Source organism: uncultured Sphingomonas sp. (genome assembly GCF_964235535.1).
Classification (GTDB): domain Bacteria; phylum Pseudomonadota; class Alphaproteobacteria; order Sphingomonadales; family Sphingomonadaceae; genus Sphingomonas.
The window spans coordinates 26551-50832 of sequence record NZ_CAXSBH010000016.1 but is presented as its reverse complement, the minus strand read 5'-3'; the positions used below and the strand labels follow the sequence as shown (position 1 = coordinate 50832).

The window sequence follows — 24282 nt, the reverse complement described above, 5'->3', positions numbered from 1 at the left end:
GCTGTTCGTCGAGGACATGGCGCGCAACCTGCCGCCCGCCAAGGCGATCGGCATGACGACGGTGTGGGTCGATAACGGATCGGAGCAGGGTCCGGGGACGACGCCCGACGGCATCGACTATCGCATCGCCGAGCTCGGGCCTTGGCTGAACGAGATATTGGAGACCGCATGACCGACCTGTCCGCCACGATCGACGCCGCCTGGGAGGCGCGGGGCGAGCTGAGTTTCGCCACGACGGGCGAGACGCGCGACGCGGTGGAGGCGGCGCTGGCGATGCTCGACCGGGGCGAGGCGCGCGTGGCGGAGCCGGACGGGACGGGCAGCTGGCGGGTGAACCAGTGGTTGAAGAAGGCGGTGCTGCTGTCGTTCCGCCTGAACGACAATATGGTCATGCCCGGCCCGGCATTCGACAAGGTGCCGTCCAAGTTCGCCGGGTGGGACGAGGCGGCGTTCCGGGACGCGGGCTTCCGCGCGGTGCCGGGCGCGGTCGTTCGTCGCGGCGCGTTCGTGGGCCGCGGCGCTATCCTGATGCCGAGCTTCGTCAATATCGGCGCGCATGTCGGCGAGGGGACGATGGTCGACACCTGGGCGACGGTCGGCTCGTGCGCGCAGATCGGGCGGAACGTCCATCTGTCGGGCGGCGCGGGGATCGGCGGGGTGCTGGAGCCGCTGCAGGCCGACCCCGTCGTGATCGAGGACGGCGCGTTCATCGGCGCGCGGTCGGAGGTCGCCGAGGGCGTGCGCGTCGGCGAGGGGGCGGTGCTGTCGATGGGCGTGTATCTGGGCGCGTCTACCAAGATCATCGACCGCGCGACCGGCGAGGTCCATCGCGGCTATGTCCCACCCTATTCGGTCGTGGTCCCGGGTTCGAGTGGAGGCAACCTCGGCCTTTATTGCGCGGTGATCGTCAAGCGGGTGGACGCCCGGACGCGGAGCAAGACGAGCATCAACGACCTGCTTCGCGACTGAGCGGGCGGCCCCGCGCCTACGCGTCCTGCGGCGACCGCAGGTGCAGATAGGCCGGGTCGAACCCGCCGATCTCGCGCAGCCGCCCCATGTCCGGAACGGTCATCGTCCGGAGCCCCGTCGCGATCACGCCCTCGGCGCGGAGGCGCTGCATCACGCGGTTGACGTGGACGGGGGTGAGTCCGAGCGCGTCGGCCAGGTGCTCCTGCGTCAACGGGTAGGAAAAGCTGCTTTCGTCGCCGACCTCGCCGCCCAGGCGCGCGCTGAGTTCGCACAATAGATGCGCCAACCGCTCCCTGGCAGACCGCCGGCCGAGCGACAGAGTCAATTTGCTCAAGGTCACGTTTTCGACGAGCGCGAGCCAGGTGAAGGTTCGGGCGATGCCGGGATGTTCCGCGATCAGCGCCAGCACGCGGTCGCGCGGCATGGCGGTGACCAATGCGTCCGTGAGCGTCCTGACGTCGTAATCGAGCCGGTCGAGCAGCAGCGAGTCGAGATTGCCGATATCGCCGGGGACCAGCAGCGCCGGATATTGACGGTCGCCCCGCGGCGTCGTGGTGGACCGGCACGCCCATCCCCTGGCGATGATCAGGAGCTGATCCGGACGCTCCCCCTCGCCGATCAGGTCGGTGCCGCGCCGGACCGACCGCGCGGGCGATACGATCCCTTCGAGCGCGTGCAGTTCACCCGGCGAGAGGAAGGGGGAGGTCGACAGGCGCGTGCCCGACAACGGTGATGACGGACGCGACGTCGCGCGGGCGACGGGCGAAAGTCCGAACCGGAGATTTTCGATCATGTGATCTCCGTCCTGGTGGGAGCGCTCGAGGCGAGCTTGCCGAGATACGCTTCGGCGAACTGATGATGCACCTGCGCTACGCGAGACACCGTGGCTTCCTGAGCGCGCTGGACCTCGATCTCGGCGCGGTACTGGAAATAATCGCGATCGTTCCTGAACATCTGTCGTCCTTCATGAGCACTGCAACAAAACCGGCACATATCGCCACATCCCGCTCGCGGAAGATGCGAACTCCTCGCTGTGGTCTGGGCAACAATCGACGTGGATAAGTACGATTTAGAGGGGCCATTCCCAGGTGATGTTGCTCGCTAAGCACCTGTTCGTATCGCGCTACTTCATTCGATCGTAACCATCTTAAGATACATCATTTACTCTCAAGAGTAAAAAGAAGTGTGCGATGACGCACAAATCGAAACATCAATTTATACGCTCAGCTTACTGATATGCTTTGGGTCGATCGCCACTCCACACGGTGCGAGCAGATGAAGAACACTGCGCTTCCGCCCGAATGAACCGAGCGAACCACCATGCGACCAAGCCGATCCTTTACCGCCAACACCCTGCTGAGCGCCTTGTCGGATGAGGATTTCGCGCTGCTGCAACCTCATTTCAGCCGGGCTCCGCTCGATCGGGAATTGGTGCTGGTCACGGCGAACAAGCCGACCGAGCATGTCTATTTTCCGGAAAGCGGCGTCGGCTCGATCGTATCGAACATAGCGTCGAGCGCGCGGACGGAGGTCGGCATCTTCGGGCGCGAAGGCGTGTCGGCCACCTTTCTGCTGTTGGGGACCGACCGATCCCCGCACCAGACCTTCATGCAGGTCGCCGGACCGGCCGGGCTCCGCATCGACACCGGGTCCTATCTCGACGCGGTCGGGCGGAGCGAGACGCTGAGGACGACCCTGCTGCGATACGTCCAGACGTGCTTCGTCCAGAGCGCGCAGAGTACCGCCACCAACGCGCACAAGCGGATCGAAGCCCGGCTCGCACGCTGGCTGCTGATGGCGCACGACCGCGTCGACGAGGACGAGATCGCGCTGACCCATGAGTTCATGGGCCTCATGATCGGCGCCGAGCGCAGCGGCGTCACCGTCACGCTGCATGTCCTGGAGGGCGCCGGGATGATCCGGTCGAAGCGCGGGCGCGTCATCATCCTCGACCGCGACAAGCTGCAGGAGCTGGCCGGCGACGCCTACGGCGTGCCGGAGGCCGAGTATCGCCGGCTGATCGGCCCGCTGGGGCGTGACTTGCCCGTCGCCGCCGAGTAGCGCGCGGTCGCGGCGCGTTCCGCCCGACCACCGAGAGCAGCGCGTGACCGCCCGACCCCGCATCATATTCGGCGAGCACGCCACGCAGCGGCCCGCGATCGAACGGCTGATCGACCATGCCCGCTTCGATGTGAGCTTCGGGGCGTTCGCGGATGCGGACTTCGCGCCCTTCGACCTGGTCGTGCCGCTCCGGCTGGAGGAATTCGCGGCCGCGCGGGCCGCGAACGCGGATCGCCGCCGCGCGGTGGTGCCGGACGCGGCGCTGGTCGAATTGTGCGATGACAAGCTGCTGTTCAACCGGCGGTTGATCGAGCTCGGCTTCGGCGACGTGGTGCCTGCGCTGTTGCCCGACGACACGGACGCTTACCCCTTCGTTCGCAAGGCGCGGCGGGGCGATTTCGGGGCGGGCATCCGGATGGTGCGCGGGCCGGGCGACGACGCGGCCGTGCCGGACGGGTTCGCGCAGGCCGCGGTGGCGGGGGCGGACGAGTATGTCCTCCATTTGCTCCGCATCGACGGGGCGGTCCGCTATTCGCTCTGCTACCGGTACGACATGGGCGAGCCGCTCGCGATCCGGGGCGAAGCGGGCGCGGCGATTGGCATCCATCCAGCCGACCCGGAGCCGGCATGGGCGACGTGCGTGGCGGTGCTGGACGCGACCGGGTTCGAGGGGACGTGCTGCTTCAACTACAAGCTTGAGGACGGACGGCCCCGCATCCTGGAGCTCAACCCGCGCTTCGGCGGATCGCTGGTCGGCGACGTGAACGGATACGTCGCGGCGCATTTGGCGGCGATCGGGTAGGGAGCGCGCCTCCGCAAAACGCGGAGGCTGCCTCCGCGATTCGCGGAGGGCGCGGGGTCGCTCAATCGGTTATGCCCGTGGCTCAGGATGATTCGGAAAGGAACGTTCCATGTCGCTCGGCTACGTCACACCTCGGCCGGTCGATGGTTCGACTCCCGGCGGCCTGCCGCCCGGCCTGGTCGGCGACCGGCTGTGGCTCGCCCAAGCGAACGCGGCTCCGGCGAGCACTCCCGTCCCGCGCGGCTCGGTGCGGCTGCCCGGCGGGCATATCGCGACGGCGGTGCAGGTACTGCAGATGCTGCGGGGCTGGTCGGAATACCGGCAGGTTGACCACGCGATCGACCGGTTCCGGCTGGACCGGAACGACGCGACCGACCTGCTGGCGGCGCGCGCCTATGTCTGGGCGACCTACAACGCGCCGCTGTTCAGCCGGGCGGGCTTTTCCGGCCCGACGCTGGAGCGCGCGGCGCACGCGATCATGGCCTATGAGCGCACGCATCCGGGCACCGCGCTCCTGGCCGAGCGCGGCCACTCGTCCTCGCAGGCGGCGCTGACGCGGATCGCCAACGACGCGGTCGCGGGCGGGCAGGTCGTCGAGCGACGCTCGGCGGTCGCGCCCTCGCTCAGTACGAACTCCGCCGCCGCCCGCGCGCAACTCGCGCCGCACACGCGCATGCAGAACTGGCAGGCGCACCACCTGATCCCGTTCGCGGAAATCGCCAAGCTGCCCGTCCCCGTCCAGCTCGCCATAGCTCGTTCGGGCTGGAGGATGGACTCGGCGGAGAACCTGATGGCGCTCCCGGCGGACCGGGCAACGTTCCTCGCGCTACCAAACAATCGAGTGTTCCCGATGCACAGCTCGTCGCATCCCAATTACAGTGCCGATGTAGGTAACAGTCTCTCAAACCTTCGTCTAAACGGCGCGACGATGACACCTGCACGGATCAGGTCCGAGTTGGAAGGGCTGGAGGCGCAATGGCGCGCCAAGCTCAGCGACCAGGCACCTCCTTTCTGGCCACGGGTGGATTAGGCGTAATGCAGGAAATGCTTTGGCTGTTCGGTCAGACAGGTGATGCGCTGCAAGGCCAGCTTGATGGCTGGGACAGTACGCCGCCATCATTCGCGGATGACAATCGACGAGCTATCATCGACTTCCTTCATGTGTACAATGCGCGGGGTGGAGGTTCCATGACGGGCATGCCCGTTCCGTTGCTGCGCCTGACCCATCCCGATTTTGCGCCCAACCTGCTGCATTGGGGGATACAGTACGTCTCCGCCGAGCTCCGCGATGCGCTCGCGCTCGGCCCGGATGTGGTCGAATATCTGCCCGTCGACAGCAGCCGCAGTTCGGCGGCCGCCTGCGCGCGCGATTACATGGTCATGAACGTCCTTAACACGCGCGAGTTGATCGACCTGAACCGCGTAGCTCACGAGCGAGTCATGCTGCCGGTGGAGTTCGGGCGGCCCGAGATGCGCGAGACGGTTATCAGAAAGCCCGAACAGCGCATCTACTGGCGTGAGGACTTCGTGCCCGACGTGCCGCTGTTCCACGCCGCGCACTCACCCTGGATCATCGCCACCGACGCGTTCGCCGAGCGGGTGCTGCGGTCGGGCGTCGCCGATGTGGAGTTTCAGGACATCACCAGCGATCATGCGCAGGTCGATGGGACGATAACGCTCAAGACCCTGTGACTGCGCCCGCCGCCGGCGGATGTAACCTCGCGCTTGCCCCTGTCACATCCGGCGCATAACGCCGATCCCGACAGGGAGAAGCCGATGCCGACCGAACTTGAAAACGTCCTCGACCGCGTGCTCGTACTCGAGATGGTGCGCGTGACGGAGGCGGCCGCGATCGCCGCCGCCACGCTGACCGGGCGCGGCGATGAAAAGGCCGCCGACGCCGCCGCCGTGGAAGCGATGCGCGAGGCGCTGAACGACCTGCCGATCGACGGCACGGTGGTAATCGGCGAGGGCGAACGCGACGAGGCGCCGATGCTGTTCATCGGCGAGAAGGTCGGCTCCGCGCAAGGCTCCGGGCCCCGCATCGACATCGCGCTCGACCCGCTGGAGGGCACCACGATCTGCGCCACCGCCGGCCCCAACGCGCTGGCGGTGCTGGCGATCGCGGAGGAAGGCGGGCTGCTGAACGCGCCCGACGTCTATATGGACAAGATCGCGGTCGGGCCGGGTTATCCGGCGGGGGTGATCGACCTCGACCGCTCGCCGACCGAAAATGTCCGCGCGGTGGCGGCGGCCAAGGGCGTCGAGCCCAACGAGATCATCGCCTGTGTCCTCGACCGGCCGCGCCACGAGGCGCTGATCGCCGAACTGCGCGCGGTGGGCTGCGGGATCATGCTGATCGGCGACGGCGACGTGGCGGGGGTGATCGCGACGACCAATCCGGAGACGACGGTCGATATCTATCTGGGATCGGGCGGCGCGCCGGAGGGCGTGCTGGCGGCTGCGGCGCTGCGGTGTATCGGCGGGCAGTTCAAGGGGCGGCTGCTGTTCCGCAATGACGACGAGCGCGGGCGCGCGGCCAAGTGGGGCGTGACCGACCTGGATAAGCAGTACGACCTGACCGAACTGGCGCGCGGCGACTGCATCTTCGCGGCGACGGGCGTCACCGACGGATCGCTCCTCGACGGCGTCAAGCGGCGCGGTAAGATCATGACCACGGAGTCGGTGGTGATGCGCGCCTCGTCCGGGACGGTGCGCTGGGTCAAGGGCGAGCACCGGATCGGTTGACGCCCGGAGACATATGGCTCGCCTGGGCGCTGCTCGCGGTAGCGGCGGTCCAGGTGGCGGGGCGGGCGCTGGGCTGGCCGAGCCTGGCGGCGCGGCTGGTGCCCCGAATGGCGGGTCGTGCGCCGTACGGCGTCTGGGCGGTCCGGCTATGGATCGCGCTGGGCCTGCCCGCGTTGGGTGCGCTGCTGCTGATCGGGCGCGGCGGGGCGATATGGACGTTGCCGGCCGAGTTCGCGCCCGTTGCAGCGTCCGCGCGGGCGTGGGGCGTCGTCAGTCCGGGGCCGGTGCTGCTCGGGCTGGCCAGCGGCCTCCTGCTGGGCGCGGTCCTGACATGGTGGCGGCTGCGGCGCGGGCGGGGGCTGATCGAGATCGGCCGACCGCCGCGCCTGCCTCGGGCGTATGACGAGCTGCCCGCCGCCGCGCTGCTTGCGATAACGGCGGGGGTGGCGGAGGAAATGTATTTCCGGCTGGCGCTGCCGCTGCTGATCGCGATCGTATGCGGGTCGGCGTGGCTGGGTTTCGGGCTGGCGGCGGCGGCGTTCGGGGCGGTCCACCGTTATCAGGGGCCGGTCGGGATGGCGGTGACCGGCGCGGTCGCGTTGCTGCTGAGCGCGGTGTATCTGGCGAGCGGGTCGTTGTGGCTGGCGATGGCGTGCCACGCGGCGATCGACCTGAACGCGCTGGTGATCCGGCCTTGGCTGGCGATGCGGGCGGGCCGGGCCGCATAAGGGCTTACCTCCGGTCGGCTTCGCGCTAGACATGGGTGGGAATAGGGGTCGGAGACGGGTATGAGGGCGCGCGCGTGGATGCTGGCGGGGGCGGTGCTCGCTGGCGCGAGCGGCGCGCGGGCTCAGGATCCGGGATCCGGCGGGCCGATCCAGTACGATGTGCGCTTCCCGAACGCGGTCCATCACGAGGCGCGGATCGCCGTCACCTATCGCGACCTACGCGCCGGGCCGGTGCGGTTCCAGATGGCGCGGTCCTCGCCCGGGCGTTACGCGCTCCATGAGTTCGCCAAAAACGTCTATTCGGTCTCCGCCGTGGACGGCGCGGGGCGGCCGTTGGCGGTGACGCGCGCGGACCCATACGGCTGGTCGGTGGCGGGGCATGACGGAACGGCGACCGTTACCTACACGCTATATGGCGACCGGGCGGACGGGACCTATGCGCAGATCGACGCGACACATGCGCATCTGAACATGCCCGCCACCTTCCTGTGGGCGGTGGGTTATGACGAGCGACCGATCCGGGTCCGCTTCCACGCGCCCGACCCGAAATGGAAGATCGCGACGCAGCTGCCGGACGGGCGCGAGCCGAACAGCTTTTGGGCGCCGGGCCTGCAGTATCTCATGGACAGCCCGACCGAGCTCAGCGACTTCCGGGTACGCGAATGGACGGTGGGGGAGGGCGCGGGGCGGCAGACGATCCGGCTCGCGGTCCACCATGGGGGCTCAGATGTCGACCTGGACCGGTTCGCGGCCAAAGCCCGGCGGGTGATCGACCGGCAGCTCGCGGTATTCGGCGGGCCGCCGCGCTTCGATCACGGACGCTATACGGTGATCGCCGACTACCTGCCCTGGGTGACGGGCGACGGGATGGAGCACCGCAATTCGACGATCGTCACCGACGCGCGGTCGCTGGCCGAGGCGGATTTCGATCAGATCCAGACATTGTCGCACGAGTTCTTCCATAGCTGGAACGTCGAGCGCATCCGCCCGGCCGAACTTGAGCCGTTCGATTTCACCCGCGCCAATCCGACGCCCTCGCTGTGGCTGGCGGAGGGTTTCACCTCCTATTACGGCCCGCTGGCCGTGCGTCGGGCGGGCGAGCAGCCGGTCGACGCCTATCTGGCCGCGCTCGGAAGCGGGCTGAACGCCGTCCTGAACGCGCCCGCGCGGGCCTATGGGGGCCCGCGCGAGATGAGCCTGCGCGCGCCGTTCGTCGATGCGGCGCGGTCGATCGATCCGGTGAACCCGCATATCTTCGTATCATATTATAGTTACGGCGCGGTCGTCGCGCTGGCGCTCGACCTGTCGATCCGGGAGCGTTTCCCCGGCCGGTCGCTCGACGACTTCATGCGCCGATTGTGGCGGACGTACGGGGAGACGGAGACGCCCTATACGCCGGACGACCTGCGCCGCGCTCTTGCGGAAGCGACGGGGGACCGGGCGTTCGCGGACGCGTTCTTCGCGAGGTCGATCGATGGGTCGGCGTTGCCCGATTTCGCGCCGCTGCTGGCAAAGGCGGGGCTGCTGCTGCGCCCCACGCGACCGGGGCGGGCCTGGCTGGGAGCGAGCCGGGTCACCGGCGGCGCGGGCGGGGTGACGCTCGCCGAGCCGCCGATGCCGGGCAGCCCGCTCCATGCGGCGGGGGTGGAGCGCGACGATGTGGTCGCGTCGCTGGGCGGGACGGCGATCGCCGACGCGGGCGGCTGGTCGGCGGCGCTGGAGCGGCTGCGCCCGGGCGCGCGGGTCGAGCTGGTGTTCCGCCAGCGCGGGCGGGAGCGGCGGGCGACGCTGGTTCCGGTCGCCGACCCGACGGTGGAGGTCGTGCGGATGGAGACGGCGGACGTTCCGGTGACGGCGGCGCAGCGCGCGTTCCGGGCCGCGTGGCTGGGCGGGTCCTAGTTCTTCAGCCGCCACCCCGTCCGGAATATCCAGGACACCGCGGCCAGGCACAGGAGCAGGAACAGGGCGGTCGCGGCCAGGCTGATCTCGACCGCCACGTCGCCCTGCCCGAAAAAGCTCCAGCGGAAGCCGGAGACTAGGTACACGACAGGGTTGAACAGGCTGACGGTGCGCCAGGGCTCGGCCAGCATGTCGATCGAATAGAACGCGCCGCCAAGGAAGGTGAGGGGGGTGACGAGCAGCGCAGGGACGATCTGGAGCTGTTCGAACCCGTTCGCCCACACGCCGATGATGAAGCCGAACAGGCTGAACGTCACCGAGGTGAGGAGCAGGAACCCGATCACCGCGAGCGGATGCTCGATCCGGAGCGGCACGAAGAGCGCGGCGGTGGCGAGGATGATGAGCCCGAGCGCGACCGACTTGGTCGCTGCGGCGCCGACATAGCCGAGCACCAGCTCGAACGGCGATACGGGCGCGGAGAGCAGCTCGTAGATCGTGCCGCTGAATTTGGGGAAGTAGATGCCGAACGACGCGTTGGCGATCGACTGGGTCAGGAGCGACAGCATGATCAGTCCGGGCACGATGAAGCTGCCGTAATCGACGCCGTCCACCTGTTGCATCCGGCTGCCGATCGCGCCGCCGAACACGATGAAATAGAGCGAGGTAGTGAGCACGGGCGTGACGAGGCTCTGCCACAGGGTGCGCAGCGCGCGCGCCATCTCGAAGCGGTAGATCGCCCAGACGCCATGCCAGTTGGTCATGGGCGGAACTCTCCCATCTTCGTCACCCCGGACTTGTTCCGGGGTCCATCGGTGTCCGAACCAGCAGGCCGGGGGGCGCGCACCACGATGGATCCCGGAACAAGTCCGGGATGACGGAAGGGAAATTCCGGTAGGTTGGTCATGCCCGCTCGCCTTCTTTGGCACCGACCAGGTCGACGAAGATGTCCTCCAGGCTCGATTTCGACGTCTCCAGATCCTTGAACCCGATGCCGAGGTCCGCGAGTCGGCGGAGCAGCGACGGGATGCCCGTGCGCTCGGCCTTGGCGTCGAAGGTGTAGCGGAGACGGTGGCCCTCGTCGGTGAGCGCGAGGTCCCACTCGGCGAGCTCGGCGGGGATCGCCGCCATCGGCTCGGCGAGCGTCAGATCGAGCTCGCGCTTGCCGAGCTTGGCCATCAGCGCGGCCTTGTCGTCGACCAGCAACAGCTCGCCGCGGTCGATCACGCCCACGCGGTCGGCCATCTCCTCGGCCTCCTCGATATAATGCGTGGTGAGGATCACGGTGGTGCCGCCCTCGCGCAGCCGGTGGACGAGACGCCACATGTCGCGGCGGAGCGCGACATCGACCCCGGCGGTGGGCTCGTCGAGGAAGAGGATGTCGGGCTCGTGGCTCAGCGCCTTGGCGATCAGTACGCGCCGCTTCATGCCGCCCGACAGCTCCATGATGCGGCTGTCGCGCTTGTCCCAGAGCGACAGGTCGCGGAGCACCTGCTCGATATAGCTGTCATGCCCCGACCGCCCGAACAGCCGCCGGGAAAAGGTGACGGTGGCGAGCACCGTCTCGAACGCGTCGGTGGACAGCTCCTGCGGCACGAGCCCGATGCGGCGGCGCACGGCCTTGTAGTCGCGCAGCGCGTCGTGGCCCTCGACGGTAACGGTCCCGGTAGTGGGCGTGACGATGCCGCAGATGATGGAAATGAGCGTGGTCTTGCCCGCGCCGTTGGGGCCGAGCAGCGCAAAGATCTCGCCGCGCCTGATCTCCAGGTCGACGGGCTTGAGCGCGACGACGCCGCTCTTGTAGGTCTTGGAGACGCCCGTGACGGTCAGGATCGCGTCGCTCACCCTTTTCGCCTGGCCTGGGCGATCGCGGCCTGGAGCGTGGTGACCGGCTGTCCGCCGATCAGCAACTGGTCGCCCACTACCCAGCTCGGCACGCCGGTGACGCCCAGACGGCTGGCGGCGTCGAGGTTGCGCGCGATCTCCGTGTCCGCCGGACGGTCGGCGGCCGGCACCCGCACGCCCGCCGACCTGGCGGCGGCGGCGAGGGAGGCGGGCGTGACCCGCCCGCCGGCGAACAGCGCGTTATGGAACGGCGCGAAGCGGTTCTGGCGTGCGGCCGCGAGGCTCGCGCGTGCGGCGTCGCGGCTGGAGGGGGCGAGGATCGGCAGCTCGCGGAACACGACCTTCAGGTTCGGATCGCGGCGGATCAGCTCGCGTACGACCGGCAGGTTGGCGCGGCAAATGCCGCAATTATAGTCGTAATACTCGACCAACGTGACGTCGCCCAGCGGATTGCCCATGTAGGCGCCGGCATAAGGCCGGGTGATCGCGTCGCCCGCCGCCGCGACGGCGCGACCCTGCTCGCGCGCCTGGAGGCGGCCCATCGCTTCCGGGATGATCTCCGGATTGGCGAGCACGTAATCGCGCACCACCCGTTCGATCCGCGCGCGCTCGGTGGGCGGACCGTTCGCCGCCCACATCGCGCCCGCGCCCGCGCCGACCCCGACCAGCGCCACGACCGGCAGGAGCCAGCGGTTCACCGGCTCCTCTTGCGCTGTTCGACGGCCGCGTCGGCCGACGTCATCGCGATGTCCTGCGCCCTGATCCAATCGGCCGAGTTGGCGGGGATGTTGGCCATCGCGTAGCGCGCCGAGGCGACGGCGGTGCGCGCGTCGCCCGTCATGCTCGCCCGCTCGGCGGTGGCCAGCGCGGCGCGCGCGGTATCGCCCGACAATTCGTACACCGTGCCCAGCTGGTACCAGGCGAACGGGTTGCGGTCGTCGCGCCCGATCGCGCCGCGCAGCACGCGCACGGCCTCCGGATAGTTGCCCTTGTCCTCCGTCGCGATCAGCGCATGACCGAGCGTGGTGGTGATCAGCGGGTTATTCCGCGATCCCTCCGCCGCGACGCGCAAGGGTGCCAGCGCTTCGCGCGGGCGGCCGGACTCAAGGAGGATCTGGCCCTTCACCTCCAGGAAATAGGGATCGGTCGGCCTGACCGCCACAAGCGCGTCGGCCTCCGCATTCGCCTTGTCGGGATAACCCGCCTTGTGCCAGGCGTAGGCGCGGGCGTAGCGGGCGTAGATCGTCTTATCGGTCTCCGGATAAGCCTGGAGCGTGGCGTCGGGCTTGTTGACGTAGCCCGCCAGCTTGGCCTTCACCCGCTTGAACCGCTCCTCCAATCCGGCATTGAGCGGCGCTCCCCAGGCGGGCGAAGCCTTGAGCGAGTCGGTCAGGTTGGCGATGCGCTCGCTCGATACGGGATGGTCGAGCATGAAGCTCATCTTGCGGTTGATGCCGTAGCGATATTCGAGCTGCTGAAGCTTGCCGAAGAAGGACAGATAGCCGCGGCCGGACACGCCCGCGCCGGTCAGATACTTGGCCCCCGCCGCGTCGGTCGATGCCTCCTGCTGGCGCGAAAAGGCGAGGTAATTGCCCATCGCCGCCTGCTGCCCGGCCGCCAGGATGCCCGCCCCCGCCTCGCCGCCGCCCGCCGCGATCGCCGCGAGCCCCAGCACCATGGTCAGGAGCGAGATGCCCGTCGCGCCGGTCATCATGCGGTCGCCGAGCGGCACGTGGCCGCCGGTGATGTGGCCGATCTCGTGCGCGATCACGCCCTGCACCTCGTTGGCGGTGTCGGCGTTCTGGAGCGTGCCCGAATGGACATAGACGACCTGCCCGCCCGCGACGAAGGCGTTGATCGACTCGTCGTTGATCAGCACCACGCGCACGTCGCGCGGGTTCAGCCCGGCCGCCTTGATGAGCGGAGCGGACATCTCAACGAACAGCGCCTCGGTCTCCGCATCGCGCAGGATCGATTGCGCGGCAAGCGGCTGGGCAAGCAGAGACGCCGCGACGACGATGGCGGTGATCAAACGCTTCATGCGACACCCCGAAAAGGACGGCCGGACCGAGCGTCTCGTAGTCTACGCTGGTTTACGAAGTTTACGCTCCGCCGACGGCGCGGACCAGACCCCACCTACGAGTTCCGCGTGAACTCGCGGTGAAGCCTGGTCCGGCGGTCACGCGCCGAAGGTGCGCTGCCACCAGCCGCGACGCGGCGGCCCCGCATCCTCGGCCGACGGTGCCTCGGGCGCGGCCACGGGATCGACGACGTCGTCCCGACCTGCCTCCGGCCTCGCCGCCTCGACCTCGGCATCGTCGTTTGCCGGGGCGGGCGCGGTGCCCGGCATGTCGAGCGCGGTCGCGCTATCGCCCGCGTCGCTCGCCGCCGCCTTGCGGCGCGGTGCGCGGCGCTTGGGCTTATCCTCCTCGACCGCCGCCGTCGCCTCGACCGCCGCCTCGGCGATAGGCGCTTGGGCGGGCACTTCGGCGAGCGCGTCGTCGGTCACCGTCTTGCGACGCGAGCGCTTCGGCTTGGGTGCGGGCTCCTCCGCCTCGACCGGTGCTTCCGGTTCCACGGCGACCTCCTCGGCGATCGGCTCGACCTCGGTGGTCACATCGACGGCGCGCTTGCGGGCGCGAGAGCGACGCTTGAGGCCGGGCTCCGCTTCGGCCTGCGACGCGGCCAAAGCTTGCGCGTCGACCTCGGCGAGCATCAGCGGGCTGACGATATGCCCCGCATCCGCCGCCTCGACCGGCTCGGACGCCGGGCCGACATCGGCCGGCTCGTCGCTTTCACCGCCGATCGCGGCCGCGTCGAGCGCGTCGGTCGAGCCGTCGCCCGCATCCTGGCCCGACGGCGCGCCCATGGCGTCGCCGCCCTCGCCGCGACGACGGCGACCCCCGCGACGTCCGCGCCGGCGACGCGCCTCGCCCGTCTCCGCAGTGGGAGCTTCGGCGATCTCGGCCAGGTTTTCGGCCTCGGGCGCTCCGTCCAGCACCTCGATTTCGGCCGGCTCGTCCTCGATCTCGCCGGTCGCGGCCTCCTGCTCGCCCGCCTTGGGCTCGTCGGGCCCACGGCCGCGGCGGCCGCGACGACGTCGGCGCTTGCCGCGGCCCTCGCCGCCCTCCTCGCGGTCGCGGCGCGGCGGTCGCGCGGCGCGTTCCTCACCGCGCGCTTCGACCACTTCGTCCTCGGCTTCGGGCTCGACCTCCTCCTCGATCTCCTCGGGAATGTCATCGTCGAGCTCCTGGATCGGTGCCTCGAAGCGCGGGGCGTGCGCGGGTGGTGGGCCGGACGCCTCGACGGACATGCGCGCGCCCTCCTCCTCGCGGTCGGGGAAGATCTCGACGGAGACGCCGTACCGGTCCTCGATCTCCGCGATATCCCCGCGCTTGCGGTTCAGGACGTAGATCGCGGCTTCCTGGCTCGCGCGCAGCGTCAGCAGCGAACCGCGACCTCGCGCGGCCTCGTCCTCGATCAGGCGGAGCGCGGACAGCCCGGCGGACGAGGCCGTGCGGACGAGTCCGGTCCCCTCGCAATGCGGGCAGCCGCGCGAGGACGCCTCGAGCACGCCGGTGCGCAGGCGCTGGCGGCTCATCTCCATCAGCCCGAACGAGGAGATGCGGCCGACCTGGATGCGCGCGCGGTCGTTCTTCAGCGCGTCCTTCATCGCGCGCTCGACCTTCTTGACGTTGGACCCGTTGTCCATGTCGATGAAGTCGATCACCACGAGCCCGGCCATGTCGCGCAGCCGCAGCTGACGCGCGATCTCGGCGGCGGCCTCCAGGTTGGTCGCGGTCGCGGTCTGTTCGATATTATGCTCGCGCGTCGAACGGCCGGAGTTGATGTCGATCGACACCAGCGCCTCGGTCGGGTTGATGACGAGGTAGCCGCCCGATTTCAGCTGAACCACCGGGTGGTACATGGCCGCCAGCTGGTCCTCGACATGCGCGCGCTGGAAGAGCGGGATCGGGTCCGAGTAGTGCTGGATGCGCCGCGCGTGACTGGGCATCAGCATCTTCATGAACTCGCGCGCCTGGGCGTAGCCTTCCGCGCCCTCGACCACGATCTCCTCGATATCGCGGTTGTAGATGTCGCGGATCGCGCGCTTGATCAGGTCCGAGTCGCCATAGACGAGCGCGGGCGCGGCGGATTCGAGCGTCTTCTCGCGAATGCCGTCCCACAGCCGCGCCAGATAGTCGAAGTCGCGCTTGATCTCGACCTTGGTCCGCTGGAGCCCGGCGGTGCGGACGATGCAGCCCATCGAGGGCGGCAGCTGCAACTCGGCCATGATCGACTTCAGGCGCTTGCGGTCGGCGGCGTTCGAGATTTTCCGGCTGATGCCGCCGCCATGCGACGTATTGGGCATCAGCACGCAATAGCGGCCCGCCAGCGACAGATAGGTGGTCAGCGCCGCGCCCTTGTTGCCGCGCTCCTCCTTGACGATCTGGACGAGCAGCACCTGGCGGCGGCGGATGACGTCCTGGATCTTGTAGCGCTGGCGCAAGTTCGAACGACGCTCGCGGAGCGCCTCGACCGCCGGATCGCTGGCGGATTTGCCCCGCCGCTTGCGGCGGCCGCCCTCGGGCTGGCCGTCCTCCGCGTCGGAATCCTCGCCCTGCGCGTCCTCCGCATCGTCGTCGTCGAGGTCGTCGCCGGCGGCGTCGACCGTGTCGGCGTCTTCGTCCTCGTCGCCGTCCTCATCGTCGAGGTCGGCCATCAGCTCGGCTTCCTCGGCGGCGTGCTCGGCCTCTTCACGGAGTAGCGCTTCGCGGTCCTCCTTGGGGATCTGGTAATAGTCGGGATGGATTTCGGAGAAGGCCAGGAAGCCGTGCCGGTTGCCGCCGTAATCGACGAACGCCGCCTGCAGCGACGGTTCGACGCGGGTTACCTTGGCGAGGTAGATGTTACCCTTGAGCTGCTTGCGCTCGGCGGATTCGAAGTCGAACTCCTCGATCCGGTTTCCTTGGACGACGGCGACGCGGGTCTCTTCCCGGTGGCGTGCGTCGATCAGCATGCGTGTGGTCATGAACGGGTCTCCACGCGCGCAGGCCGCTTGCCGCTCCGGGTGGAGCCGGGGGCCGCGCGCGATGTGGGGCGGCGGGCGCAAGCCCGGCCGCTGGGTTGAACGATGCGTTCGCCCCGGGCGCACGGCGGAGCGTCGGGCTCCGCTGCTCCCCGGCCGCGCACCCGCCGGCCGGGGCCGGGCGGGGGTGCGGGAGGGGATGATGCGTCATGTGGGCGAAAACCTGAATGGCGGAACGCGTGAAGCGCGCCCGCGCCGTGAACGACCGGCGGAGGTTGTCGCGGACGGACGCCGCGCGCAACGCACTGGTCGGCACTTGGGTCGCTAGCACCACATCCGCCGCCTCGCAACCGGTGGACTTTACCGTCCGTCCCTGGCGGGTACGCTCGGTGCGACGTCGGTCGTTCGTGACGACCCTAGTCGCAGGCGTCCGGGAATCTTCGATGGTATTTCGCTGGACCGGGCGGGCGGGTCCGCTCCATGATCGCGCGGTGCTGGTGCCGCTGGTCCTGTTGGCGTGGTTCCCGCCCGCCCATGCCGTGACGGCGGGCGAGGCCGGGCCGCTGTCCTTCATTCCCGGCCTCGGTACGCGCGCGCCGAGATACAAGGTGACGCAGGCCGTCCCTCCCGCGCGGAGAGCCAAGCTCCCGCCGGTGCGCGGCGACGGCGACCGTCCGCTGGTGGTGATCGACGCAGGCCATGGCGGCGCGGATCCCGGCGCGTTCGGCCCGGGGGGCCTGCGCGAAAAGGAGGTCACGCTCCGCATCGCCCGCGCGGTCCGCGACGAGCTGTTGGCGGGCGGGCGCGTCCGCGTGGCGCTGACCCGCGACGACGACCGGTTCCTGGTGCTGCGCGAACGTTACGGCATCGGCCGGCGGCTGGGGGCGGACCTGTTCATCTCCATCCACTGCGACGCGGCGGGCGCGGCGGCGGCGACCGGCGCGTCGGCCTATACCTTGTCCGAGGTCGCGTCCGACAAGGAAGCCGCGCGGCTCGCGGCGCGCGAGAACAAGGCGGACGTGATCGCGGGCGTCGATCTGGGCGAGGCGCGCGGCGACGTGTCGTCCATCCTGATCGACCTGGCGCAGCGCGAGACGATGAACCTGTCGGCCGGCTTCGCGCGGCTGCTGGGCCGCGAGGCCGAGCCGCTGATGCCGGTCAAGGCGAACTTCCACCGCATGGCGTCGCTGATGGTGCTCAAAGCCCCCGACATGCCCAGCGTGCTGTTCGAGACGGGCTATATCTCAAACCCCGTCGACGCCGCCTTCCTGGCGAGCGACGACGGCCGAGCGCGCATCGCGCGGAGCGTCCGCCGCGCGGTGGAGGTGCATTTCGCCCGGCGCATGGCGGGGCGGTGATCTCTATCGGGACTGAATCTAATTTCGCTTCGTGCGCTCACGCGCTTTTCGCGTCATCTTCGCAGCCTGAAGCCGGGCGCTGTTGCGCCGGTCGATCCGGGTATAAAGGTCACCCTTCTTGCCGATGTCGAGATACTGCCCGGTCTCGAACGCCGGAATGTATGGCGGCGTGAGGACGCCCGCGCTGGAAAGGCCGCCACCGGCGGTCTGGGCCAGGGCCGGAGCGGACATGAGCAATGCGGCGGCGGCGAGACCGATCTTCATCAGGCATGCTCCCAAAACGAGGTGGTGAGCGGAGGCTAGCGTTCCATACGCCGGACTGGCAAGGCGGTTCCGATCCGCTTAAGGAACGCCCGAATAATCATGGCGTCCCACATTCCCCGCATCGCTTCGACCCCGGCCAGCCGCGTCTTCTCGGGCGCGGCTGACTTCGCCCGCGCCGCCTGGAGCCGCCGGTGGGTCCGCTGGCTGACCTGCCTCGCCGCGCTCGGCCTCGTCTCCGTCCTCGCGCTCGTCATCGCGGTCGGGCGCGGGCTGCCGTCGGTGGATACGCTGCGCACCTACGAACAGCCGCTGCCCACCAACGTGCGCGGGGGCGACGGTGCCCCCGTCCATTCCTACGCCCGCGAGCGGCGCGTCGAGCTGTCCTACGCCGAATATCCGCCGCTGCTGGTGGGCGCGTTCCTGGCGGCGGAGGACCGGACCTTCTTCGAGCATGGCGGCGTCGACTATCCCGGCATCGTCGCCGCGCTCATCACCAACCTGCGCAGCGGCGGCCGCCCGGTCGGCGCGTCGACGATCACGCAACAGGTCGCCAAGAACCTGCTGCTCACCAACGAGGTGAGTTACATCCGCAAGGCGCGCGAGGCGATCCTGGCCTACCGGATCGAGGACGCGCTTTCCAAGGAGCAGATCCTTGAGCTTTATCTGAACGGTATTCCGCTCGGCCGGCGGACCTTCGGCGTCCAGGCTGCGGCGCGCGCCTATTTCGGCAAGGACGTAAAGCAGCTCGCCGTCCAGGAAGCGGCGTTCCTGGCCATCCTGCCCAAGGCCCCCGAAACCTACGGCCGCGCGCGGAACGCCGAGCGGGCGATCGGACGCCGCAATTTCGTGCTGTCGGAGATGACGCGCAACGGCTTCATCACGCCCACGCAGGCGAGCGTCGCCAAGGCGGAACCGCTTGGGCTGCTCGCCCCGCAGCAGGCCCGGCTCGATCCCGTCGGCGGCTATTTCGTCGAGGAAGTGCGCCGTCAGCTGATCGGCAAGTACGGCGAGAACTCTGAGAACGGGCCGCATAGCGTCTATGCGGGCGGGCTGTGGGTCCGCACGTCGCTCGATCCCCGGCTCCAGGGCTTCGCGCAGGAGGCGCTGCGCGACGGCTTGCTCCGCTACGCGCGCGGGCGCGGCTGGTCGGGGCCGATCCGCAACGTCGAGGTCACGCCCGATAATTGGCTTCAGCCGTTCGTGGGGACGAACATCGCGCTGGATCACAAGGACTGGCGCGCCGCCATCGCGATCCAGCGCGCCGGGAACGCCTGGGCGATCGGCTTCGCGGATGGCGCGACGGGGACGCTCCCCGCCTACGCCGCCAGCATGCCGCCCGTCGGCAAAGGCGGCACCGCCTTCGCCGCGATCAAGCCCGGCGACATCCTGGCCGTCGCGCCCGAAGGCTCGGCCTTTTCGCTCCGCTCCGTGCCACGCGTGTCGGGCGGCTTCGTCGTCGAGGAGCCCGCGACCGGCCGCATCCTGGCGATGCAGGGCGGGTTCGACAGCCGCCTGCAATCCTTCAACCGAGCCACCCAGGCGCTCCGTCAGCCGGGATCGACGATCAAGCCAATCGTCTATGCCGCCGCGCTGGAGCGGGGCATGACGCCGTCGACCATCATCGTCGACGGGCCGTTCTGCGTCTATCAGGGCGCGCGGCTGGGGCAGAAATGCTTCCGGAATTTCGACGGCGGCGGGTCGGGCCCGCATACCATGCGCTGGGGCATCGAGCAGTCGCGCAACCTGATGACGGTGCGCACCGCCTCGCAGGTTGGCATGCCGCACGTCGTCGACACGATGAAGCGCATGGGGCTGGGCACCTACCCGCCGTTCCTCGCCAATTCGCTGGGCGCGGGCGAGACCACCGTGGCGCGCATCGTCAATGCCTACGCCATCCTGGCCAATCACGGCCGCGGCGACGAGCCGACCGTCATCGACTTCGTCCAGGATCGGCGCGGCAAGGTCATCCTGCCCGATCGCTGGCGTCCGTGCGACGGCTGCAATGCGCGCGACTGGAACGGCCGCGCGATGCCGCGCCCGCCGTCGCGCCAGCGCCAGGTCATCGACGCGCAGACCGCGTTCCAGATGGTCCACATCACCGAGGGCGTGATCCAGCGCGGCACGGCCACGACGCTCCGCGACCTCGACCGCCCGATCTTCGGCAAGACGGGGACGACCTCCGGCCCGACCGACGTGTGGTTCATCGGCGGCACACCGCAATTCGTGGGCGGGCTGTATGTCGGCTACGACCAGCCGACCAATCTCGGCGGCGTGCAAGGGGGCACCTTCGCCGCGCCGATCTTCAAGCAGTTCGCGGTCAAGGCCTACGAGGGTCTGGAGAAGAAGGTGTTCCGCGCGCCCGCGGGCATCCGCATGGTGCGCGTCGACCGCGGATCGGGCCGCCCCGTCTACGGCGCATGGCCGACGGGCGCCGATCCCAAGCCCGCCGTGATCTGGGAAGCGTTCAAGCCCCAGACCGAGGAACGCCGCGCCCGCCGCCGCACCGGCCCGGCGGTCGCCGCGCCGGCGGCTCGCCCCACCACCGGCCCAAGGCGCGCCGAACGGCGGGAAGACAGCGACTTCTTGCAAAGACAGGGCGGAATCTACTAGCTCCGCTCGCTTATCGTCATCCCCGCGAAAGCGGGGACCCATCTCCCGCCGTCTGAATTTCACAGCCGGCTTCGTTGGAGAGCCTACCGGAGTTGGGTCCCCGCTTTCGCGGGGATGACGGTGGGGTGGTGTAGAAGGATTATTATGCGCGCCGAAGCGCAGGCCCATATCGACCAGATCAACGACGCGCTGGCGCTGCTTCGCCGCTTCCTGAACTGGGATGTCGCGCTCCGCCGCCTCGACGAGCTCAACGCGCGCGTCGAGGACCAGGCGCTATGGAGCGACCCGAAGGCGGCGCAGGCGGTCATGCGCGAGCGCCGCCGCCTGGACGAGGCGATCACCGCGACCCGCACGATCGAGCGCGAGCTGTCCGACACCGCCGAGCTGATCGAGATGGCCGACGCCGAGGGCGACGCCGCGATGGCCGACGAGGGCGTGACCGTCCTGGCCGACCTCGCCGAGCGGGCGCAGCGCGACAAGGTCCAGGCGCTGTTGGCGGGCGAGGCCGACGGCAACGACACCTATATCGAAGTCAATGCCGGCGCGGGCGGCACCGAAAGCCAGGACTGGGCGGGAATGCTCAGCCGCATGTATTCGCGCTGGGGCGAGCGCCACGGGCTGAAGGTCGAACTCGTCGACCAGCATTCGGGCGAACAGGCCGGGATCAAGTCGGCGACGCTGCTGCTCAAGGGCGAGAACGCCTACGGCTACGCCAAGACCGAGTCCGGCGTCCACCGCCTCGTCCGCATCAGCCCGTACGATTCGGCGGCCAGGCGGCACACCTCGTTCGCCAGCGTCTGGGTCTATCCGGTCGTCGACGAGAATATCGAGGTCGAATATAACGAGTCCGACCTGCGGATCGACACCTACCGCGCGTCCGGCGCGGGCGGGCAGCACATCAATACGACCGACTCGGCGGTGCGCATCACGCACATGCCGACCGGCATCGTCGTCCAGTGCCAGAACCAGCGATCGCAACACAAGAACAAGGCCGAGGCCTACAACCAGCTCCGCGCGCGCCTGTACGAGCGCGAGCTGGCGATTCGCGAGCAGGCGGCGAGCGCGGAGAATGCGGCCAAGACCGACATCGGCTGGGGTCACCAGATCCGGTCCTACGTCCTTCAGCCGTACCAGATGGTGAAGGACCTGCGCACCGGCGCGATCTCGACCAGCCCTAGCGACGTACTCGACGGCGATCTCGACAAGTTCATGGCCGCCGCCCTGTCGCAGCGCGTGACGGGCGAGAAGGTCGAGGTGGAGGACGTGGATTAAGTGCCCGTGCACCCGCCACCTCTCCACCGCGCCTCCCCGGCGAAGGCCGGGGCCCAGCCGCGCCGGTCGAACGACACTGCGGGCCACGGTCGCGATCCGCACGACGGCTGGGCCCCGGCCTTCGCCGGGGAAGGAAGGATGAAGATGATCTCGGCCTGTTTGCTCCTCCTCGCCGCGTGCGACGGCTCCGAGCCGCTCATCAAACGCGAGGCCAAGGCCCCGGCCTTTCCCGCCGCCGACCGGCCCGTCGCCAGCATCGTCTCGTCGCGCTGGTCGACCGAGGAGGCGCGCGACCGGGTGAACGAGGCCGGGCGCGTGACCAAGCTCGCGGATATCGCGCCGGGCATGACCGTCGCCGACATCGGCGCGGGCGAGGGGTACTACACCGTCCGCCTGGCGCGCGCGGTGGGCGCCAAGGGCCGCGTCGTCGGCCAGGACATCATGCCCGCCGTCCGCGACCAGTTGGCCGAGCGCGTCGCGCGCGAGCGCCTGGCCAACGTCAGCGTACTGCTGGGCGAGCCCGCCGATCCCAAGCTGCCCGCCGACAGCTTCGACCGCGTGATGATGGTCCATATGTATCACGAGATCGAACAGCCCTACGAGTTCCTGTGGCGGCTGCGGCCCTCGCTGAAGCCGGGCGGGCTGGTGGTCGTCGTCGACGCCGACCGCCCCACGCAGAATCACGGCACGCCGCCGGCACTTCTCCGCTGCGAGTTCGCCGCGACCGGATACGAACAGGCGAGCTTCACCCCGATGCCGGGCGCGGGCGGCTATTTCGCCACTTTCCGCGCCGCCGGCGTCCGGCCGGAGCCGAAGGCGATCAAGGCTTGTAAGGTGAACGGGTAGGGGCTGACGCTCACCCCTTTCCCGTTCGCCCTGAGCTTGTCGAGCCGAAGGCGGGCGTAGCCCTACGGTCGTCCTTCTTCTTCGCCAACATCGAGATGCGATCCCAGTCCCCTCGGATCAGCGCCATCTTCTTCGCCCGGCTCCAGCCTTTGATCCGTCGTTCCGCCTCCAGCGTCTCAAGGCGCGTCGGGAACTCCTGGCACCATACCAACGTAACGGGGAGGCGATCACGCGTGAAGCCCGGGGTAGCACCGCTTTGATGAGCACCGATCCGCGCTTCCAGATTGTCGGTATGACCCGTGTAGAACTGCCCGCCGCGGCAGTGGAGCATGTAGGCCCAGAACGTCATCGCGTCGGACAGTAGAAGAAAGAACGACCCTTCGACAAGCTCAGGGCGAACGGGGAGGGGGGCGATCCTACGAACCCAACCCTCCGTTCGTGCTGAGCTTGTCGAAGCATCGCCCTTCTCGCCTCCGGTTTGAGCAAGGATGGCCGTTCGGGCTCAACTCGAGAGGGCTGTCATCACGCGCGTCAGCGGCTAAGGCCCGCGCGCATGACGAACCACGCCCCCGACCCCGCCCTGCTCGCCAAGGCGGAAACGCTGACGGAGGCGCTGCCGTACCTGCAACGTTACGCGGGCAAGACCTTCGTGGTGAAGTACGGCGGTCACGCGATGGGCGATCCCGAGCGCCAGCGCGACTTTGCCGAGGACATGGTCCTGCTGAAGGCCGTGGGCATCAACCCGGTGGTCGTGCACGGCGGCGGGCCGCAGATCGGGTCGATGCTGAAGCGCCTGGGCGTCGAATCGCGCTTCGTGGACGGCCTGCGCGTGACGGATGCGGAGACCGCGCGGATCGCGGAGATGGTCTTGGCGGGGTCGATCAACAAGGAGATCGTCGGCTGGATCGGCGGCGCGGGCGGCCGCGCGGTCGGCATCTCGGGCAAGGACGCCAACCTGGTGACGGCGCAAAAGGTCGGTGCGCGCCCGCCCGACCCTCTCCAGGGCATCGAGCGCCATGTGGATCTTGGCTTCGTCGGCGAACCCGTCGCGGTCGACACGCGTATTCTCGATACCCTGATGGCCGACGACATCATACCGGTGATAGCGCCCATCGCCGTGGGTCGCGACGGCCACACCTACAATATCAATGCCGACACGATGGCGGGCGCGATCGCGGGCGCGTTGGGCGCGGCGCGGTTCTTTCTGCTGACCGACGTGGCGGGCGTACTCGACAAGGAGGGCGAGCTCCTGACCGATCTCGATCCCCAGGCGATCGCGGCACTGAAGGCGGACGGTACGATCGCGGGTGGAATGATCCCCAAACTCGACACTTGCGTCGCGGCGGTCGGGGCGGGGGTGGATGCAGCGGTCGTCCTGGACGGGCGCGTGCCGCACGGGATGCTGCTGGAGATCTTCACCAAGCGCGGCGCGGGTACGCTGGTGCGCGCCTGAGTCCTCCCTTCCCTTTCCAGGGAGGGAAGACGACTTAGGGTGGCCGCGTCGGCGTATCATCCCTATAGGACACTTAACCCCGTCGGAGCCTCTACCCTTGATCTACCTGCTGCAAATCGTCCAATTCGTGCTCACCGTCGTCTGGTGGATCATCATCGTCCAGGCGATCCTGTCGTGGCTGATGGCGTTCAACGTCATCAACACCTCGAACAACGCGGTGCGCCAGATCTGGACCGCCCTCGAAAAGATGACCGATCCCATCTATCGCCCGATCCGCCGGGTGCTCCCCGATTTCGGCGCGCTCGACCTGTCGCCGCTCGTCGTGCTGTTGCTGGTCGGGCTGCTCGACAGGCTGGTGACGACCGCGATCATCGGACAAGTCTCCGCCGGCGCGATCTGAC

Annotated in this window: 23 protein-coding genes and 1 pseudogene; 15 read left to right on the top strand and 9 right to left on the bottom strand. The window is 69.0% G+C overall.

Going from position 1 to position 24282, the window contains the following annotated elements; all coding sequences use genetic code 11:
- Together ACFE7F_RS07295 and dapD are read left to right on the top strand one after the other, a co-directional pair.
- Nucleotides 1-172: pseudogene (locus ACFE7F_RS07295) on the top strand (pyrimidine 5'-nucleotidase); the annotation flags it as partial.
- The gene (gene dapD / locus ACFE7F_RS07290) at nucleotides 169-969 is read left to right on the top strand and encodes a 2,3,4,5-tetrahydropyridine-2,6-dicarboxylate N-succinyltransferase (protein ID WP_375403182.1); all 801 of its coding nucleotides are present in this window, start codon (nucleotides 169-171) and stop codon (nucleotides 967-969) included. The pseudogene ACFE7F_RS07295 and the gene dapD, both read left to right, overlap by 4 nt.
- Before the next feature lie 16 nt (nucleotides 970-985).
- On the opposite strand, the gene ACFE7F_RS07285 is transcribed toward dapD, so the two are convergent.
- Together ACFE7F_RS07285 and ACFE7F_RS07280 are read right to left on the bottom strand one after the other, a co-directional pair.
- Nucleotides 986-1762: a Crp/Fnr family transcriptional regulator gene (locus tag ACFE7F_RS07285; protein ID WP_375403181.1), complete on the bottom strand. Its 777-nt coding sequence runs from the start codon at nucleotides 1760-1762 to the stop codon at nucleotides 986-988.
- Nucleotides 1759-1923 (bottom strand): hypothetical protein, encoded by a 165-nt coding sequence (locus ACFE7F_RS07280; protein ID WP_375403180.1) that lies wholly within the window; start codon nucleotides 1921-1923, stop codon nucleotides 1759-1761. Before ACFE7F_RS07280 ends, ACFE7F_RS07285 begins: the two co-directional genes overlap by 4 nt.
- Before the next feature lie 366 nt (nucleotides 1924-2289).
- Here ACFE7F_RS07280 and ACFE7F_RS07275 point away from each other — a divergent pair, with 366 nt between their 5' ends.
- The 7 genes from ACFE7F_RS07275 to ACFE7F_RS07245 all read left to right on the top strand — a co-directional run bounded on the left by ACFE7F_RS07275 (nucleotide 2290) and on the right by ACFE7F_RS07245 (nucleotide 9207).
- A complete protein-coding gene (locus ACFE7F_RS07275; RefSeq protein ID WP_375403179.1) occupies nucleotides 2290-3030 on the top strand; it encodes a Crp/Fnr family transcriptional regulator in 741 nt (246 codons plus the stop codon).
- Between the two features lie 43 nt (nucleotides 3031-3073).
- Nucleotides 3074-3832 carry a hypothetical protein gene (locus tag ACFE7F_RS07270; RefSeq protein WP_375403178.1) on the top strand — a complete coding sequence of 253 codons (759 nt, stop codon included), beginning with the start codon at nucleotides 3074-3076 and terminating at the stop codon, nucleotides 3830-3832.
- 109 nt (nucleotides 3833-3941) lie between these two features.
- Entirely contained in the window at nucleotides 3942-4862 is a 921-nt protein-coding gene (locus ACFE7F_RS07265) for an AHH domain-containing protein (protein ID WP_375403177.1), read from the top strand.
- Between the two features lie 158 nt (nucleotides 4863-5020).
- Nucleotides 5021-5524 carry an imm11 family protein gene (locus ACFE7F_RS07260; RefSeq protein WP_375403176.1) on the top strand — a complete coding sequence of 168 codons (504 nt, stop codon included), beginning with the start codon at nucleotides 5021-5023 and terminating at the stop codon, nucleotides 5522-5524.
- Between the two features lie 84 nt (nucleotides 5525-5608).
- Nucleotides 5609-6580: a class II fructose-bisphosphatase gene (glpX, locus tag ACFE7F_RS07255; RefSeq protein ID WP_375403175.1), complete on the top strand. Its 972-nt coding sequence runs from the start codon at nucleotides 5609-5611 to the stop codon at nucleotides 6578-6580.
- A complete protein-coding gene (locus ACFE7F_RS07250) occupies nucleotides 6577-7308 on the top strand; it encodes a CPBP family intramembrane glutamic endopeptidase (protein ID WP_375403174.1) in 732 nt (243 codons plus the stop codon). The genes glpX and ACFE7F_RS07250 overlap by 4 nt, the downstream gene beginning before the upstream one ends.
- Before the next feature lie 60 nt (nucleotides 7309-7368).
- Entirely contained in the window at nucleotides 7369-9207 is a 1839-nt protein-coding gene (locus ACFE7F_RS07245; RefSeq protein ID WP_375403173.1) for a M61 family metallopeptidase, read from the top strand.
- Here the strand turns inward: ACFE7F_RS07245 and ACFE7F_RS07240 are convergent.
- The 5 genes from ACFE7F_RS07240 to ACFE7F_RS07220 all read right to left on the bottom strand — a co-directional run bounded on the left by ACFE7F_RS07240 (nucleotide 9204) and on the right by ACFE7F_RS07220 (nucleotide 16081).
- Nucleotides 9204-9968 (bottom strand): ABC transporter permease, encoded by a 765-nt coding sequence (locus ACFE7F_RS07240; RefSeq protein ID WP_375403172.1) that lies wholly within the window; start codon nucleotides 9966-9968, stop codon nucleotides 9204-9206. The two genes, ACFE7F_RS07245 and ACFE7F_RS07240, sit on opposite strands and share 4 nt — an antisense overlap.
- A 139-nt stretch (nucleotides 9969-10107) precedes the next feature.
- The gene (locus ACFE7F_RS07235) at nucleotides 10108-11049 is read right to left on the bottom strand and encodes an ABC transporter ATP-binding protein (protein WP_375403171.1); all 942 of its coding nucleotides are present in this window, start codon (nucleotides 11047-11049) and stop codon (nucleotides 10108-10110) included.
- Nucleotides 11046-11747, bottom strand: coding sequence for a DsbA family protein (locus ACFE7F_RS07230; RefSeq protein ID WP_375403170.1), 702 nt, complete (start codon nucleotides 11745-11747; stop codon nucleotides 11046-11048). Before ACFE7F_RS07230 ends, ACFE7F_RS07235 begins: the two co-directional genes overlap by 4 nt.
- On the bottom strand, nucleotides 11744-13090 hold the full coding sequence (locus tag ACFE7F_RS07225) for a M48 family metalloprotease (RefSeq protein ID WP_375403169.1): 1347 nt from the start codon (nucleotides 13088-13090) through the stop codon (nucleotides 11744-11746). The genes ACFE7F_RS07230 and ACFE7F_RS07225 overlap by 4 nt, the downstream gene beginning before the upstream one ends.
- 138 nt (nucleotides 13091-13228) lie before the next feature.
- Nucleotides 13229-16081 (bottom strand): ribonuclease E/G, encoded by a 2853-nt coding sequence (locus tag ACFE7F_RS07220; RefSeq protein WP_375403168.1) that lies wholly within the window; start codon nucleotides 16079-16081, stop codon nucleotides 13229-13231.
- A 440-nt stretch (nucleotides 16082-16521) separates the two neighbouring features.
- Between ACFE7F_RS07220 and ACFE7F_RS07215 the strand changes: the two genes are divergently transcribed.
- Entirely contained in the window at nucleotides 16522-17436 is a 915-nt protein-coding gene (locus ACFE7F_RS07215; RefSeq protein ID WP_375403167.1) for an N-acetylmuramoyl-L-alanine amidase, read from the top strand.
- An 18-nt stretch (nucleotides 17437-17454) separates the two neighbouring features.
- Here ACFE7F_RS07215 and ACFE7F_RS07210 read toward each other — a convergent pair whose 3' ends face one another.
- On the bottom strand, nucleotides 17455-17700 hold the full coding sequence (locus ACFE7F_RS07210) for a hypothetical protein (protein ID WP_375403166.1): 246 nt from the start codon (nucleotides 17698-17700) through the stop codon (nucleotides 17455-17457).
- A gap of 99 nt (nucleotides 17701-17799) precedes the next feature.
- Here ACFE7F_RS07210 and ACFE7F_RS07205 point away from each other — a divergent pair, with 99 nt between their 5' ends.
- The 3 genes from ACFE7F_RS07205 (at nucleotide 17800) to ACFE7F_RS07195 (ending at nucleotide 22428) form a co-directional block, all read left to right on the top strand.
- A complete protein-coding gene (locus ACFE7F_RS07205) occupies nucleotides 17800-20310 on the top strand; it encodes a penicillin-binding protein 1A (protein WP_375403165.1) in 2511 nt (836 codons plus the stop codon).
- Nucleotides 20311-20454: 144 nt separating this feature from the next.
- Nucleotides 20455-21582 carry a peptide chain release factor 2 gene (gene prfB, locus ACFE7F_RS07200; protein ID WP_375403164.1) on the top strand — a complete coding sequence of 376 codons (1128 nt, stop codon included), beginning with the start codon at nucleotides 20455-20457 and terminating at the stop codon, nucleotides 21580-21582.
- Nucleotides 21583-21726: 144 nt separating this feature from the next.
- Nucleotides 21727-22428 carry a class I SAM-dependent methyltransferase gene (locus ACFE7F_RS07195; protein WP_375403163.1) on the top strand — a complete coding sequence of 234 codons (702 nt, stop codon included), beginning with the start codon at nucleotides 21727-21729 and terminating at the stop codon, nucleotides 22426-22428.
- Between the two features lie 10 nt (nucleotides 22429-22438).
- Here ACFE7F_RS07195 and ACFE7F_RS07190 read toward each other — a convergent pair whose 3' ends face one another.
- Nucleotides 22439-22777, bottom strand: a complete 339-nt coding sequence (locus ACFE7F_RS07190; RefSeq protein ID WP_375403162.1) for a GIY-YIG nuclease family protein — start codon at nucleotides 22775-22777, stop codon at nucleotides 22439-22441.
- Nucleotides 22778-22981: 204 nt separating this feature from the next.
- Here ACFE7F_RS07190 and argB point away from each other — a divergent pair, with 204 nt between their 5' ends.
- Complete coding sequence (argB, locus tag ACFE7F_RS07185) at nucleotides 22982-23881, top strand: acetylglutamate kinase (protein WP_375403161.1); 900 nt, start codon at nucleotides 22982-22984, stop codon at nucleotides 23879-23881.
- Nucleotides 23882-23978: 97 nt separating this feature from the next.
- A complete protein-coding gene (locus tag ACFE7F_RS07180; RefSeq protein ID WP_375403160.1) occupies nucleotides 23979-24281 on the top strand; it encodes a YggT family protein in 303 nt (100 codons plus the stop codon).
- Nucleotide 24282: the final 1 nt, after the last annotated feature.

Coding starts and splice junctions, on each gene's coding strand:
- dapD (WP_375403182.1), top strand. CDS start 169: ATGACCGACCTGTCCGCCACGATCGACGCCGCCTGGGAGGCGCGGGGC.
- ACFE7F_RS07285 (WP_375403181.1), bottom strand. CDS start 1,762: ATGATCGAAAATCTCCGGTTCGGACTTTCGCCCGTCGCCCGCGCGACG.
- ACFE7F_RS07280 (WP_375403180.1), bottom strand. CDS start 1,923: ATGTTCAGGAACGATCGCGATTATTTCCAGTACCGCGCCGAGATCGAG.
- ACFE7F_RS07275 (WP_375403179.1), top strand. CDS start 2,290: ATGCGACCAAGCCGATCCTTTACCGCCAACACCCTGCTGAGCGCCTTG.
- ACFE7F_RS07265 (WP_375403177.1), top strand. CDS start 3,942: ATGTCGCTCGGCTACGTCACACCTCGGCCGGTCGATGGTTCGACTCCC.
- ACFE7F_RS07260 (WP_375403176.1), top strand. CDS start 5,021: ATGACGGGCATGCCCGTTCCGTTGCTGCGCCTGACCCATCCCGATTTT.
- glpX (WP_375403175.1), top strand. CDS start 5,609: ATGCCGACCGAACTTGAAAACGTCCTCGACCGCGTGCTCGTACTCGAG.
- ACFE7F_RS07245 (WP_375403173.1), top strand. CDS start 7,369: ATGAGGGCGCGCGCGTGGATGCTGGCGGGGGCGGTGCTCGCTGGCGCG.
- ACFE7F_RS07240 (WP_375403172.1), bottom strand. CDS start 9,968: ATGACCAACTGGCATGGCGTCTGGGCGATCTACCGCTTCGAGATGGCG.
- ACFE7F_RS07225 (WP_375403169.1), bottom strand. CDS start 13,090: ATGAAGCGTTTGATCACCGCCATCGTCGTCGCGGCGTCTCTGCTTGCC.
- ACFE7F_RS07220 (WP_375403168.1), bottom strand. CDS start 16,081: ATGACCACACGCATGCTGATCGACGCACGCCACCGGGAAGAGACCCGC.
- ACFE7F_RS07215 (WP_375403167.1), top strand. CDS start 16,522: ATGGTATTTCGCTGGACCGGGCGGGCGGGTCCGCTCCATGATCGCGCG.
- ACFE7F_RS07210 (WP_375403166.1), bottom strand. CDS start 17,700: ATGAAGATCGGTCTCGCCGCCGCCGCATTGCTCATGTCCGCTCCGGCC.
- ACFE7F_RS07205 (WP_375403165.1), top strand. CDS start 17,800: ATGGCGTCCCACATTCCCCGCATCGCTTCGACCCCGGCCAGCCGCGTC.
- prfB (WP_375403164.1), top strand. CDS start 20,455: ATGCGCGCCGAAGCGCAGGCCCATATCGACCAGATCAACGACGCGCTG.
- ACFE7F_RS07195 (WP_375403163.1), top strand. CDS start 21,727: ATGATCTCGGCCTGTTTGCTCCTCCTCGCCGCGTGCGACGGCTCCGAG.
- ACFE7F_RS07190 (WP_375403162.1), bottom strand. CDS start 22,777: ATGACGTTCTGGGCCTACATGCTCCACTGCCGCGGCGGGCAGTTCTAC.
- argB (WP_375403161.1), top strand. CDS start 22,982: ATGACGAACCACGCCCCCGACCCCGCCCTGCTCGCCAAGGCGGAAACG.